Origin of the sequence: Paractinoplanes hotanensis (assembly GCF_023717965.1) — a bacterium.
GTDB classification, from domain to species: Bacteria; Actinomycetota; Actinomycetes; order Mycobacteriales; family Micromonosporaceae; genus Actinoplanes; species Actinoplanes polyasparticus.
Genome location: NZ_JAMQOL010000019.1, coordinates 86069 through 100094, shown reverse-complemented (window position 1 = coordinate 100094; position 14026 = coordinate 86069). Strand labels below are relative to the sequence as shown.

Below are 14026 nucleotides of genomic sequence, written 5' to 3'. Positions count from 1 at the left end.
AGACACCCCATGCCCAAGCGCGCCCTCAAGGCCACCACGGCGGCCCCGGCCGGCGGCCCGTACTCCCACGCCGTCATCGCCGGCGATTTCATCTACCTGGCCGGCGCCGTGCCCGCCCTGGCCGACGGCACCATGGTCACCGGCAGCTTCGCCGAGCAGGCGCACGCCGCGTTCCGCAACCTGGCCGCCGTGGCCGAGGAGGCCGGCTCCAGTCTCGACCAGGCCGTCCGCCTCGGCGTCTACCTGCGCGACTTCGACGACTTCGCCGAGCTGAACGAGATCTACGCCCAGTACATCAAGGGCGACAACCTGCCCGTACGCACCACCCTGCCGGTCCCCCTGGTCGGCTTCGACATCGAGATCGACGCGGTCCTCTACACCGGAGCCTGAGTTTCGCCCCTGGATGGCGCTCCGGCCTGCTTTGATCGACATGGTGCGTCCCGCACCCGATGGGTAACACGTCGGAAACGTCGAGCTGCGAGCATCGCGGAGCGCTACCCAGGGGAGGCCCGGTTGTTCCTCAGTCAGCACGAGCAGGAACGGCTGCTCATCCATGTCGCGGCCGACGTGGCCCGCCGCCGGCAGGAGCGCGGCCTCAAACTCAACCATCCCGAGGCGACCGCCATCATCGTGGCGTTCCTGCTCGAGGGCGCCCGCGACGGCCGCACGGTGGCCGACCTGATGGACGCCGGCCGCCGGGTTCTCTCGCGCGAGGACGTCATGCCCGGCGTCCCCGAGATGCTGCCCGAAGTGCAGGTCGAGGCCACTTTCCCGGACGGCACCAAGCTGGTGACCGTCCACGGCCCGATCTCATGACCACGCTGTTCGATCTTGCGATTCGACCGGTTGCGCTTGCGATTCGACCGGTCGCGCCATCCCTAACCCCCTCCCGCCTCGGGGAATGGGTGGGAACGTTACGCGGTGTCAAGCCGGAACAGCCGAGTTATCCACAGGGGGCGGCATGACAATTCCTGGTGAGATCCTGTTCGGCGACGGCGAGATCGAGATCAACCCCGGGCGCGAGACACTGGCCATGACCGTGCGCAACACCGGCGACCGCCCGGTGCAGGTCGGCTCCCACTTCCACTTCGCCGAGTCCAACGAGGCTCTCGACTTCGACCGCGGCGCCGCCTGGGGCCACCGCCTGGCCGTTCCCGCGGGCACGTCGGTGCGCTTCGAACCCGGAATCCCCCGCGACATCTCGCTGGTGGCGCTCGGGGGCGCCCGCATCGTGCCCGGCCTGCGCGGGCTGGCCGGCGGGCCGCTCGACAACGGCGGCCCCGCTCCCGCCATCGAAAAGGAAGCAGCGCCCGAGAACCCCGAGAACGGGAGCCCGCGATGACCACCCTCGACCGCGGGCGCTATGCCGCTCTGTACGGCCCCACCAAGGGCGACCGCATCCGGCTGGCCGACACCAACCTGCTCATCGAGATCGAGGAGGACCGCAGCGCCGGCCCCCGCCCGGGCGACGAGGTCGTCTTCGGCGGCGGCAAGGTGATCCGGGAGTCGATGGGACAGTCGCGGGCCACCCGCGCCGAGGGCAGCCCGGACACGGTCATCACCGGCGCCGTCGTGCTCGACCACTGGGGGATCGTCAAGGCCGACATCGGCGTCCGGGACGGCCGGATCACCGCGATCGGCAAGGCCGGCAACCCCGACACCATGGACGGCGTCCATCCCGACCTGGTCATCGGGCCCGGGACCGAGATCATCGCGGGCAACGGCAAGATCCTCACGGCGGGCGCGATCGACAGCCACGTGCACCTGATCAGCCCGACGATCCTGGACACGGCGCTGGCCACCGGCATCACGACGATCATCGGGGGCGGCACCGGGCCGGCCGAGGGCACCAAGGCCACCACCGTCACTCCCAACGCCTGGTATCTGGCCCGCATGCTCGAGGCCATCGACGTGTACCCGATCAATGTGCTGCTGCTCGGCAAGGGCAACACCATGTCGGAGGAGTCGATGTGGGAGCAGCTGCGCGGCGGGGCCGGCGGCTTCAAGCTGCACGAGGACTGGGGCACGACCCCGGCCGTGATCGACGCCGCCCTGCGGGTGGCCGACGCCTCCGGGGTGCAGGTGGCGATCCACACCGACACCCTGAACGAGGCCGGCTTCGTCGAGGAGACGCTGCGGGCCATCGCCGGCCGGTCGATCCACGCGTATCACACCGAGGGCGCCGGCGGCGGGCACGCGCCGGACATCATCACGGTGGCCGCCCACCCGAACGTGCTGCCGTCGTCGACCAACCCGACCCGGCCGTACACCCGCAACACCCTCAGCGAGCACCTCGACATGCTGATGGTCTGCCACCACCTGAACTCGGCCGTGCCGGAGGATCTGGCGTTCGCCGAGAGCCGGATCCGCCCGTCCACGATGGCCGCCGAGGACCTGCTGCACGACCTGGGCGCGATCTCGATGATCGGCTCGGACTCGCAGGCCATGGGCCGGGTCGGCGAGGTGGTCCTGCGGACGTGGCAGACCGCCCACGTCATGAAGGCCCGCCGCGGCAGCCTCCCCGGCGACTCCGCCGCCGACAACAACCGGGCCAAGCGGTACATCGCCAAGTACACGATCTGCCCGGCCGTGGCACACGGCATGTCGTCGCACATCGGCTCGGTCGAGCCGGGCAAGCTGGCCGACCTGGTGCTGTGGGATCCGGCGTTCTTCGGTGTGCGCCCGGCCCTGGTCATCAAGGGCGGCATGATCGCGTACGCGCAGATGGGTGACGCGAACGCGTCGATCCCCACCCCGCAGCCGATGTTGCCGCGCCCGATGTTCGGCGCCCACGGCGTCGTGCCGGCCCAGACGTCGCTGGCCTTCGTGGCCGAGGCCGCCATCGACGCGCTGCTGACCGACCGCGTCGGCGTCAAGCGCGCCTTCGCCCCGGTCGAGAACACCCGCCGGGTCACCAAGGCCGACATGCCGCTGAACGACGCGCTGCCCGACATCCGGGTCGACGCGGACACGTTCGAGGTGCGTGTCGACGGCGAGGTCGTCGAGCCCGACCCGGTCACCGAACTGCCCATGGCCCAGCGCTACTTCCTGTTCTGATGAGCCTCGCCACGCTCCTCGTGCTGGCTGACGGGCGGTTGCCCGCGGGCGGTCACGCGCACTCGGGCGGTCTCGAGGCGCAGGTCTCGGCCGGACGCGTGCGCGATGTCGACGACGTCGCCGGGTTCCTGCGCGGCAAACTCGCCACCTCCGGGCTCGTCGCCGCAGCCTTCGCCGCTGCCGCCTGCGACCGGCCGGCCCGCTCCCCGGATCTCGACGCGGGCTTCGATTCCCGTACGCCGTCGCCCGCGCTCCGCAAGGCCTCGCGCGCACAGGGCCGGGCGCTGCTGCGGACCGCGCGAGCCATGTGGAGCCTGCCGCCGGTCGGCCGCGAGCCGCACCAGCCCGTGGCGCTGGGCGTGGTCGCCTCCGCGGCCGGGCTCACGCCGGTCGAAGCGGCCGTTGCGGCGGCCCACGGCATGGTCAGCGGGACGGCCAGCGCCGCCGTACGGCTGCTGGGCCTCGACCCCTATGCGGTGCACGGGCTGCTGGCCCGGCTCGCCCCCGAATGCGACCGGATCGCGGCCACCGTCGCGGCCCGGGCCGGCAACCCGGTCGACGACCTGCCGGCCGCCGGAGCGCCCCTGCTCGACATCGGCGCCGAACTCCACGCCACCTGGGAGGTGCGTCTCTTTGCATCCTGAACCGCAGCATCCTGAACCGCAGCATCCTGAACACTCCGTCGCCGGCGGGGCCCTGCCCCACCCCTCGGACGGTTACCCGCACGAGCACGAGCACGACGAGGTCCCCCACACCCACCCCGACCCCGGCGTGGACCCGCACGCACCGCTGTCCCCCGGGCCACGCGCCCTGCGGGTCGGCATCGGCGGCCCGGTCGGCTCGGGCAAGACCGCCCTGGTCGCGGCGCTGTGCCGGGCCCTCGGCGACGAGTTGCGGCTGGCCGTGGTCACCAACGACATCTACACCACCGAGGACGCCGACTTCCTGCTGCGCAACGGCGTGCTGCCGGCGGAGCGGGTGCGCGCGGTCGAGACCGGCTGCTGCCCGCACACGGCGATCCGCGACGACATCTCGGCCAACCTGGACGCGGTGGAAGACCTGGAGGCGGCGCTCGGCCCGCTCGACCTGGTGCTCGTGGAGAGCGGCGGCGACAACCTGACCGCCACGTTCAGCAAGGGCCTGATCGACCACCAGATCTTCGTGGTCGACGTGGCCGGCGGCGACAAGGTGCCCCGCAAGGGCGGCCCCGGCGTGACCACAGCCGACCTGCTGGTCATCAACAAGACCGACCTGGCCCCCATGGTGGGCGCCGACCTGGCCGTGATGGACCACGACGCCCGGGCCCGCCGCGGCGACCTGCCCACGGTCTTCCTCTCCCTGGTCGAGGACCGCCAGGCGTCCCCGGTCGCGGACTGGATCCGCGGCCTGGTCGCCGCCCGGGTGCCCGCCGCATGACGAGCCGGTCGCCCACGTGAAGGCCTTCTCCCGGGTCGTCGCCGAGCCCGACGGGCTCGGCGGCACCCGGCTGGCCGTCCTGCGCAGCGAGTCCCCGCTCCTGCTGCGCCGCACCGGTCCGGCCACGGTTCACCTGGTCGGCGGCGGCGCCGGCCCACTGCGCGGTGACGACCTGCGGCTCGAGATCGAAGTGGGCCCCGGCGCGACCCTGGAGATCCGCAGCGTCGCCGCCCAGCTGGCCCTGCCCGGCCGCGCCCACCTGCCGCAGTCCCGCCTCGAGATCCACGCGACGGTGGCCGGCGCCCTGCGCTGGCTGCCCGAGCCGCTCATCGCCGCGGCCGGCTGCCACCACCTGACCGTCACCCGCGTCGAGGTGGCGACGGGCGGTTCCCTGCTCTGGCGCGACGACCTGGTCTGCGGCCGCCACGGCGAAAGCGCCGGCGACTTCCGGGCCGACACCACGATCCGGTACGCCGGCAGCACGCTGTACCGCCACGAGCTGTCGATCGGCCCGTCCGCCCCCGGCTGGTCGGGCGCGGCAGTCCTCGGCGGCGGCCGCGCCCTGGGCACAGTCGTCGCCGTCCCCGCCGCGCTGCTGCCCCCGCCGTCGTCCGGCCCCGGCGATGTCGCGATCATGCCGCTGGCCGGCCCCGGCACCCTGGCCACTGCCGTCGGCGCCGACATCCGCCCCGTACGCGCCGCCCTGGACCCGCTCACCGAGCCCGCCCTCATCCACAGCTGAACGCGTCGCCCCCGCACGGCCCTGTGGACAACGCAGCCCGGTCCCCGCGCGAATCGCCTACCGTCCCCGCCATGCCCTTGGGTGGGCGGGGGAGGCGGTGGCTCACCGGATGATCGTTTTGGTCGTGAACGGCACGAGGGCGGCCCGCTCGGGCCGCCCTCGCTCTATTGATCGATCAAGCTGCGAGCGCGATCGGTACGCCGTTGGCATCGGTCAGGGCCAGGCGGGTGTGCAGGTTGCCCTGCTGGGCCACCTGGGCGAAATACTCCGACCGGCGGCGCTGCAGGCACCCCTTGCGCGTACGAGGTCCGCCCGCTGCCACCGTGAGCAGCTCCGGCGCCAGCGAGCTGTTCAGGCCCTCGCGGAGCAGTTGCAGCGCCTCGGTGCGCAGCTGGGAGATGCGCGACTCGGTCACGCCGAGCCGGGCCGCCACGTCGCTGAGGGGCTGCTCCTGCAGGAACGATTCGGTGACGACCAGGCGCAGCCGCTCGGGGAGCGCCTGGATCGCCTGGTGCAGGTAGCCGAGGCGTTCCCGCTTGAGCAGCAGGTCCTCCGGCCCCTCCGAGGTCTCCGGCACCATCTCCTCGGCCGCCCCGGTGGGGAAGCCCTGCAGGCTGAGCAGCGCCGCCTTCTGCACGTCGTCCTCGACCGTGGCCAGTTCGGCGACGCCGATGCCGAGCAGTTCGGCCACCTCGGCGTCGGTCGGCGTGCGGCCGAGGGCAGCGGTGAGCTCCTGGCGGGCGGCCGCGCTCTTGCGAGCCCGGGCGCGCACCGAGCGGCTCGCCCAGTCCTGTCCGCGCAGCTCGTCGAGCAGCGCGCCGCGGATACGGACCGCGGCGAAGCGGTGGAACGGGATTCCGCGGCTCACGTCGAAGGACCTGGCCGCGCCCAGCAGCGCGGCGAACCCGGCCGAGGACAGGTCGTCCGCATGGACGTGGCCCGGTACCCGGTTCAGAAGTTCCCGGACCAGATGGCCAACCATCGGCATGTGTTCGCGGACCAGGTCCTCGATGTCGCGCGCGGAGGGCGCGTCGTGGGTCGTGCCGATGGTGGCGGGGAGTTGGGTCGCGTCGGTCACGTAGGCCTCCTCGCTCATACGACCGGTTGGGTGAAAACCGGCTGACGAGGAAGACTTTTGCCGTCGAAAGGTGCGAAGGCGGCCGAACTCGGTTGCTTTTCAGGTGCTTTTCGTGAAAACGACTCAGGTTTTGCCGTGGGCCCGGCGGGGCCGCTCTCAGTGCAGAACGACGTCCCGGCGAGGCTCGAGAACCTCGGTCAATTCGGCGTGGACCCAGTGCATGCGGCGGACCGCCGTGTCCGGGTGGTCGCCGAACTCCAGGGCCACGCTCGCCGCACAGCCGTCGCTGCCGTACTGCAGGATCATCGTGGTCACCGCGCGCTCCACCGCCTCATGGCTGGGGCACTGCGAGGGCTGCAGGTCGGAGACGAACAGTGCCTCCGCCGCCAGATCCCGGACGATGCTGATCATGTCGAACTCCCCGATGGAAGACCTTCTGTGCGCAGCAGGTAATGCCCGTTTTCGGGGCACTCAGACCGGTGCAAACGCTCAGTTCTGCTATCTCATCTTTGCCCAGGCACCGCCCCCGCCCGGCCGCCACGCCGGGCGACTCGGAGGAAAGTGTCCTGATCATCACCTTCACCTTAACTCCGTGACCGGGGCTCTGACGTCAGGTTTTTCTCCGCGGCTCAGTTCAGATCCCGACACCTCGCCGGACACAGGGAGAAGGACCGGCTCGAGTGAGCCGGTCCTTCCTCGTCAAGGCACTGTCAGCAGTCGTCGCCGGTGCCTTCTTCGCACCCCTCGCCGACGTCGTCGCCGGGGTTGCCCGGCGGGAGTTCGACGTCAGCGATAGCCGTCGTGGGCGGCGGCGTCGGCGGCAGAGTCGTCTCCGGCGGCGGGCTCGTCGTCGGCGGCGGAGTCGGCGGCACCGTTTCGGTCGTCGTCGTCGGCGGCGTGGTGATGATGACGGGGGGCTCAGTGGTCGTCCCCGGATCGGTGCTGGGCGGAGGGCCCTTCACGGGGTCACCGCCACCACCTGGCTTCGTCGTGGTTGGCGGGCCGGTGGTCGGTGTCACCGTGATGATGCCGCCGGGGCCCACCGAGATGCCCGGGATGGGCGACGTCGTCGGGCCCAGCTTGGCCTGACCGTTGGCGAGGTGCTGCACGTAGCGCGAAGGCTCACCCGGCTTGGCCGACACGAACGTCTCGCACTGCGCGCCGTTCAGCGAGAACGCCATGGGCGGGGTGTTGCTGTCTTTGTAGCGGCCACTGATCGGCAGCGACACCGTCTTCAATGGCTCGATCGCCGACTCGGACCCGACCGTGATGCTGCCGCCCTTGGGCGCCGACTGAGTCAGGCTGGTGTCGCCGTCACCCGAGACGATCTGGTCGCCCGGCATGATGAACCAGAGCTGCCAGTCCTTGACCGGCGTCTCGTTGCGGTTGGCCACGGTGACCTGGGCCTTGAAGCGACCCTTGGTGTCGGACCAGACCGCGTAGCTGACCACGCACCGAGCCTCGGGCGGCAGCGTCGCGGGCGCGGGCGTCGCGCCCTTGGCCTCGTCGGTCGGGCCGCCGGTGAGGCTCCACCCGTACGTTCCGATGCCGAGCAGCAGCACCCCGAGCGCCACCACGAGGATGCGGCGGGTCTTGGTGTGCGACCCGCCGGCCCAGGACGGCGCGGACGACTTGGCCGCCTTGTCGGGCGGGGGCGGCGGCTGGTTGCCGACCGCCGGCCGCAGACCGCCGTCGGAGGCGGCCGGAGCGGCGTTGTAGACCGGACCCGACGGCAGCTCACCGAAGCGGCTGTTGCGGGCCGGAGCGGCCTCAGCAGCCTCGGCTGCCGATTCCGGCGCCGCGGGCGAGACCGGCGCGGCCGAAGCGGGCGCGGCCGCGGGCGACACCTGGGCCGCTGCCGCGAGCGCGAGGATCTCGGCGTACGACTGCGGCGACGGCAGGATGGTCGTGTCCTCGCCGGCGCCGGCCCAGTCGGGCACGTAGCCGCGGGCCACCGAGGGTGCCCCGGCCGAGATGGCGGCCAGGATGTGCGCCAGTTCGGCGCTGGACGGCCGGTCGGCCGGGCGCTTCTCGAGGCAGCGGCCGACCAGGGCGTCCACCTCGGGCGGCAGGTCCTCGACCGGCGGCAGCGGCTCGGGCTCGGTGTACTGGTGAGCTCGCAGCAGCGCCGTCGTGGTGCCGACGTCCCACGGCAGCTGACCGATCAGCGTGCGGTAGATGAGCAGGCCGACCGCGTAGACGTCGGTCGCCGGGCTGACCTGGCCGCCCTCGAGCCGCTCGGGCGCCAGGTAGGCCGGCGTGCCGAGCAGGCTGCCGTCGGGGTCGATGTCGTTCTCGCCGATCAGGGCCGAGATGCCGAAGTCGACGACCTTGGCCCCGGTGGCCGTGAGCATGACGTTGGCCGGGGTCACGTCACGGTGGACGATGCCCCGCGAGTGTGCGGCGGCCAGCGCCGCCGCGACCTCGGCGGTTATCCGCACGGCGTGCTGCCAGGGCAGCTTGCGCACGCGGGCGAGCACGGCGGCGAGCGATTCGCCGTCGATCAGCTCCATGACGACGTAGGGAACCGGCTCACCGTCGACGGTGGTCGCTTCGCCGTAGTCGTAGACATTGGTGATGTTCGGGTGGCTGAGCCGGGCTGCCGCCTGAGCTTCCGCGCGCAGCCGGCGCCGGAACGCCGGGTCCGCGCTGGTCGACGGTGGCAGTACCTTGACCGCGACCTGGCGCCCGAGGACCTCGTCGAACCCTCGCCACACCACTGACATCCCGCCGGCGCCGAGCCGCTCGACCAGTCGATAACGACCGGCCAGCAAACTCGAACCGGGCAGGTCCGTCGTGCTCATGTGCCCCCACATGCGCGCCTGGAAAGAAACACCGAGTTGCACCGCCATGCTTCTCGGCGTCGGGGTGCCCGGCGGGGTGCCGGGTTTTCCCCATCGACGGAAGGGATGCTAGCCGATGATCGGCCCCCTCACGATCCTGCGCACATACGGTCTTACCTGCGGATCGTCACAGTCCGTTCCGGGACCGATCGCACCCGCGACGGGTGTCCGTCCAGTACCCGAAAGTCGGATCCCTGACTGTTTCCTGGGAACATCAACCCGAGTTAAAGGCAAATGCCCGCTTCATCGGAAGTTTCTCCCAGCACGACTTTGCCGCCATCCAGGGTGGCGGGTTCAACAAACCGTCGCCGTGCTGTCACCCACAGCAGGCGCCTCGCATAGTCGACAAATATTCGCCCTGGAGCAATTGTTGAAGGATCTACCTGTGCAACCCCGCCTGAACGGTCAGCCGCATCCTCTGATCAACCTATTTGATGTGCCAACCTGCGAAAGTCACTCTCAGCCGCGGTATCCGGGGATGGGAACGCGTCCGTTCCCCATTAAGGATCTTGCCGGCGACACGGTGGACCGCGGAGCGCGGCCCGGGAGCGCCGGCACGGCCGCGCCGGCCGGCACAGCGCCGAGGTCGGCCAGCAACCCGAGCACCGGCGCGAGCTTCTCGTAGAGCACCAGGACCACGTCACCCGGCACGGCCAGACCCAGCGCCTCCGCGATGGCGTCGCGCCCGTCGGGCGCCGGCACGGCGGTGAGCTTCGGCCGTCGGACCCGCATCTCGCGTTCCACCAACGCGGACACCTCCCCCGGCAGACGCCCGCGCGGGTCCTCGTCCTCGTAGAGAACGACCCGGGAGACGCCGTCGGCGATCACCTGCGCGCACGCCGCGAGCAGGTCGTCGCGCCGGTCGCCGGGCAGGGTCACCGCCGCGACACAGCGATCCGGGCCCCAGAGCCGGTGCAGCGTACGCACCGTCGCCGCCAGCGCCGCCGGGTTGTGTGCATAGTCGACGAACACCGACACGTCCCCGAGGCGAAGCAGGGTGCCCCGGCCCGCGTTGTCGACCACCGGGTCGAACTCGGCCAGTCGCCGGCACACCGCCTCCGGCCCCGCACCCAGGGCCCGGGCGGCCGCGATCGCCGCCAGGGCGTTGGCCACCATGTGCGGCGCCGCTCCCCCGTACGCCCCGGGAATCTCCGCCGCCCGCATCAGCGGGGTCCGCCGCGCCCCGGTCTGCTGCACCACCCAGCCGTCGTCCAGCAGATACGCGGTCGCGCCCCGGGCCAGGTGCTCGTGCAGCACGGGCTGGCCCGGGTCGAGCGAGAACCAGACGATCCGCTTGCGGTCGGCGCGCACCCGCGGCCGGTCGACGAGACTGCGCACCCACGGGTCGTCGGCGTTGAGCACCAGCGTGCCGCCGTCGCGCACCCGCTCGGCCACCAGCGCCTTGACGTGGGCCAGGTCCTCGACCGTGTCCAGCCCGTCCTGCCCCAGGTGGTCGGCGGTGATGTTGGTCAGCACCCCCACGTCCGACCAGTCGTAGCCCAGCCCGCGCCGCAGCAGCCCACCCCGGGCCGTCTCGAGCACCGCGGCTTGCACGCCCGGGTCGCCGAGCACCATCTGCGCCGACAACGGCCCGGTGGCGTCGGCGCGGTAGACCACCCGGCCGTCGATCCGGACGTCGTCCGTGGTCGCCAGGCCCACCCGCAGGCCGTCGTCGGCCAGCAGGTGCCCGGCCATCCGGGTCACCGTCGTCTTGCCGTTCGTGCCGGTCACCGCGACCGTCGGGATCCGCCCGTCGGACCCGGCCGGGAACATCGCCCGGACGATGGCGTCGCCCACGTCCCGCGAGCGCCCGCGCACCGGGGCCAGGTGCATCCGCAGGCCCGGTACGGCGTTGACCTCGATCACCCCGGCCGTGACCTCGTCACCGGCGGCCGCCGGGGGCAGTGGCTCGGCGATGCCGGGCAGCCGCAGGTCGATGCCGGCGATGTCGAGACCGAGCAGCGCGGTGACCCGCAGGCACAGCCGGGCCACGTCGGCGTGCATCTGGTCGGTCACGTCGCTGCTGGTGGCGCCGGTCGACAGGTTGGCGGTGGCGGCCAGCCGCACCACGGCGCCCGCGGCCGGAACGCTGTCGCCGGTCAGGCCCTGGCGCTCCAGCGTCCGGGGGTCGGCCGTGATCCGGGTCAGCACGCGCGAGTGCCCCACCCCGCGCCGCGGATCGGCGTTGACCTTCCCGACCAGCGCGTCGACCGTACTGGAGCCGTCGCCCACCACCTGGGCGGCGATGCGTTCGGCGGCGGCCACGACCTCGCCCGCCACCACCAGAACGCGATAGTCGCGGCCGTCCAGCTGCCGCTCGACGATCACGTCCCCGCCGGCCTCGGCGAAGGCCCGCTCGACCTCCGCCGTCGTACGCAGATGGAGCGCGACGTGCTCGCCCTGCCGGCCGCAGCGGGGTTTGACGACGACCGGGCCGCCCAGCCGGTCGAGCCAGCGCAGCGCTTCGCCGGCCGTGCGCGCCGCCCCGCCCGCGGGCATGGGCACGCCGGCCTCGTCGAGCAGCCGGCGCGTCACTTGCTTGTCGCCGGCGATGTCGATGCCCACCCCACTGGTCCGGTCGGTCATCGCCGCCCAGGCCATCCGGCGGCGGGTGCCCCAGCCCAGCCGCAGCAGGCTCAGGTCGTCGTAGCGCTCGACCGGGATGCCCCTGCGGCGGGCCGCGGCGATGATCGACCGGGTGCTCGGTCCGGCCGCCTCCCGTTCGGCCCGCGCCGCGAGGCCGGCCAGATCGGGCGTCCCCGTCCCGCCCTGTTCGACCGCCAGCACCAGCTCGACAGCGGCATCGAGCAGGTCGCGGGGCACGTCGGAGCCGGGTGACTCGTCGACCGGGCACTCGAGGATCAGGTGGTAGCAGCCGGGCTCGCCGGCCGACACTGTGCGGCCGAAGCTGACGTCGCGGCCGATCATCTGGGACAGCTCCAGGCAGACGTGCTCGGTGACGTGCCCGAAGTAGGTGCCGCCGCGCAGCCGGCTGACGAACCCGCCGGGCGCACCGGCCGCGCAGTGGTGCTCGGCCAGTCCGGGCAGGGCGCGCAGCAGCCGCTCCGCGAAGCCGGTGACGTCGGAGGTCTCGACGCCGGTCAGCCGGCCCAGGCGCAGCCGCGCGACCACGGCCGGCCGGGAGAGATAGACGTTCGGTCCGCGCAGGCGGCGCAGGCTCTCGATCTTCATGGGCGGGGCTCCCGGCCGGTGATCTGGATGGCGTGCCCGGCGGCAGCACGGGCGGGTGGCACCCGGCCGGAGCGGCCACCCCTGAGATTAATCGGAACAAAACCGAAACATCCGCCTAATCGTCTTTGTCGGTGGGAAGCAGGTGGGTCACCTCGGCCGGGCCCTCGGCCAGCGCCACGGCCCGCTGCTCCACCTCCTCGTCGCTGCCGGTCAGCCGGCCCTCGTGCTGACGCAGGTGGTCCTCCCAGGTGGGCACCTGATAGACCTCGAAGTAGCGGACCGGGTCCGCACCGTCACGGAACAGACCCCACCGCGTCGCCCCGGTGCGCAACCGGGTGAGCCGCACGGCGTCCATCGCCGCCACGAACTCGGCCGCCCGGTCGTCCCGTACCCGATAGACCGCGGTGACCAGGACGGGGCCCTCCTCGGCGTGGGGCTCGAGCATGATGTGCGGCTCAGCCCAGTAGACGGCCGGGCTGCGGTCGGCGTCGTCATGTTCGTGCACCGGCAGCCACCACACGGTCGCCGTGCCCATCAGCATCAGCACGGCGGCCGCGACGAACGTGACGGGCAGGCCGGCCCGCTCGGCGACCTGACCCCATACGAGCGCGCCCACCGCCTGGGCGCCCGCGAAGACGACCTGGTAAATGCCGAAACCCCGGGCGCGTACCCAGTTCGGCAGCAGCAGTTGCAGGGTCGCGTTCATCCGCGAGACCAGCGTCATCCAGGCCGCGCCGGCCAGCACGAGCACCGCGCCGACCGCGGCTTCGTGCGGCGCCAGCGCGACGACGACCAGAGCGCCGCCGTAGCTCAGGCCGGCCACGACGATCAGACGGTTGGCGCTCATGACGCGGCGGATCCGGGGCATGAGCAGCGCGCCGGCGATCGCCCCGACGCCCAGGGCGGCCAGCAGCACGCCGTAGCCGCTCGCGCCCAGGTGCAACTCCTGGTGCGCGACCACGGGCAGCAGACCCCAGACCACGCTGCCCGGCAGGACGAACAGGATCACCCGGATCAACAGACGGCGTACGGCCGGCGCGTACCGCACGAAGCGGCCGCCCGCCCGCACTGCGGGGCCGAAACGCTCCGGGTGGCTGGGCCCCTTCTTCGGCGGGCGACGCCAGAAGACCAGGGCGAGCGCGAACACGGCGTACGAGATCGCGTTGAGCGCGAAGACGGCAGCCGGCCCGATGTGGGCCACCAGCAGGCCCGCGACCGCCGGACCGGCCGAGCGGGCCAGGTTGGTGTTGACAGCGCCGAGCGCGGACGCGGCCGGCAGTTCGGCGCGGGACACGATCTCGGGGATGACAGCCTGCCAGGTGGGCAGGGTCAGCGCCTGCCCGACGCCGAGCAGGAACGTGAAGAGGAGCAGCAGTGGCGGCGGCATCCGGCCCAGCGCTGTGAGCACGGTCAGCAGCGCCCCGACCAGGAACAACGCGGTCTGTACGGCCATCAGCAACCGCCGCCGGTCGAGCACATCGGCGATCGCGCCGGCCGGCAGGGCGAGCAGCAGCACCGGCAGCATGGTCACGGTCTGCACCAGGCTGGTCCAGGTGGCCGCGTCCGGCTCCTCGACGACCAGCCACTGCGCGCCGACCGTCTGCATCCAGGTGCCGACGTTGCCGGCCAGCACCGCGATCCAGAGCATCCGGAACACGCGCCCCCGCAGCGGCGCCCAGGGTGAATCCACGCCGAGAA

General features: G+C 72.3%; 12 protein-coding genes. 7 read left to right on the top strand and 5 right to left on the bottom strand.

Annotated elements, in window-relative coordinates:
- The first annotated feature begins 9 nt into the window (after positions 1 to 9).
- The 7 genes from LXN57_RS16070 (at position 10) to LXN57_RS16040 (ending at position 5215) form a co-directional block, all read left to right on the top strand.
- The gene (locus LXN57_RS16070; RefSeq protein ID WP_251798962.1) at positions 10 to 390 is read left to right on the top strand and encodes a RidA family protein; all 381 of its coding nucleotides are present in this window, start codon (positions 10 to 12) and stop codon (positions 388 to 390) included.
- Between the two features lie 123 nt (positions 391 to 513).
- Positions 514 to 816 (top strand): urease subunit gamma, encoded by a 303-nt coding sequence (locus LXN57_RS16065; RefSeq protein ID WP_221378006.1) that lies wholly within the window; start codon positions 514 to 516, stop codon positions 814 to 816.
- A 145-nt stretch (positions 817 to 961) separates the two neighbouring features.
- Positions 962 to 1342 (top strand): urease subunit beta, encoded by a 381-nt coding sequence (locus LXN57_RS16060; RefSeq protein ID WP_251798961.1) that lies wholly within the window; start codon positions 962 to 964, stop codon positions 1340 to 1342.
- On the top strand, positions 1339 to 3057 hold the full coding sequence (locus tag LXN57_RS16055) for an urease subunit alpha (RefSeq protein WP_251798960.1): 1719 nt from the start codon (positions 1339 to 1341) through the stop codon (positions 3055 to 3057). The genes LXN57_RS16060 and LXN57_RS16055 overlap by 4 nt, the downstream gene beginning before the upstream one ends.
- Positions 3057 to 3701, top strand: coding sequence for an urease accessory protein UreF (locus LXN57_RS16050; RefSeq protein WP_251798959.1), 645 nt, complete (start codon positions 3057 to 3059; stop codon positions 3699 to 3701). The genes LXN57_RS16055 and LXN57_RS16050 overlap by 1 nt, the downstream gene beginning before the upstream one ends.
- Positions 3691 to 4473 (top strand): urease accessory protein UreG, encoded by a 783-nt coding sequence (ureG, locus tag LXN57_RS16045; RefSeq protein ID WP_438872880.1) that lies wholly within the window; start codon positions 3691 to 3693, stop codon positions 4471 to 4473. Before LXN57_RS16050 ends, ureG begins: the two co-directional genes overlap by 11 nt.
- Before the next feature lie 16 nt (positions 4474 to 4489).
- Positions 4490 to 5215: an urease accessory protein UreD gene (locus LXN57_RS16040; protein WP_251798958.1), complete on the top strand. Its 726-nt coding sequence runs from the start codon at positions 4490 to 4492 to the stop codon at positions 5213 to 5215.
- Positions 5216 to 5390: 175 nt separating this feature from the next.
- Here the strand turns inward: LXN57_RS16040 and LXN57_RS16035 are convergent, their stop codons facing one another.
- The 5 genes from LXN57_RS16035 to LXN57_RS16015 form a co-directional block, all read right to left on the bottom strand.
- A complete protein-coding gene (locus tag LXN57_RS16035) occupies positions 5391 to 6293 on the bottom strand; it encodes a sigma-70 family RNA polymerase sigma factor (protein ID WP_251798957.1) in 903 nt (300 codons plus the stop codon).
- A gap of 156 nt (positions 6294 to 6449) precedes the next feature.
- Positions 6450 to 6704 carry a hypothetical protein gene (locus LXN57_RS16030; RefSeq protein WP_221377999.1) on the bottom strand — a complete coding sequence of 85 codons (255 nt, stop codon included), beginning with the start codon at positions 6702 to 6704 and terminating at the stop codon, positions 6450 to 6452.
- Positions 6705 to 7003: 299 nt separating this feature from the next.
- A complete protein-coding gene (locus tag LXN57_RS16025; protein WP_251798956.1) occupies positions 7004 to 9097 on the bottom strand; it encodes a serine/threonine-protein kinase in 2094 nt (697 codons plus the stop codon).
- A 498-nt stretch (positions 9098 to 9595) separates the two neighbouring features.
- On the bottom strand, positions 9596 to 12328 hold the full coding sequence (gene cphA / locus LXN57_RS16020) for a cyanophycin synthetase (RefSeq protein WP_251798955.1): 2733 nt from the start codon (positions 12326 to 12328) through the stop codon (positions 9596 to 9598).
- A gap of 115 nt (positions 12329 to 12443) precedes the next feature.
- A complete protein-coding gene (locus LXN57_RS16015) occupies positions 12444 to 14018 on the bottom strand; it encodes an MFS transporter (RefSeq protein ID WP_285904629.1) in 1575 nt (524 codons plus the stop codon).
- Positions 14019 to 14026: the final 8 nt, after the last annotated feature.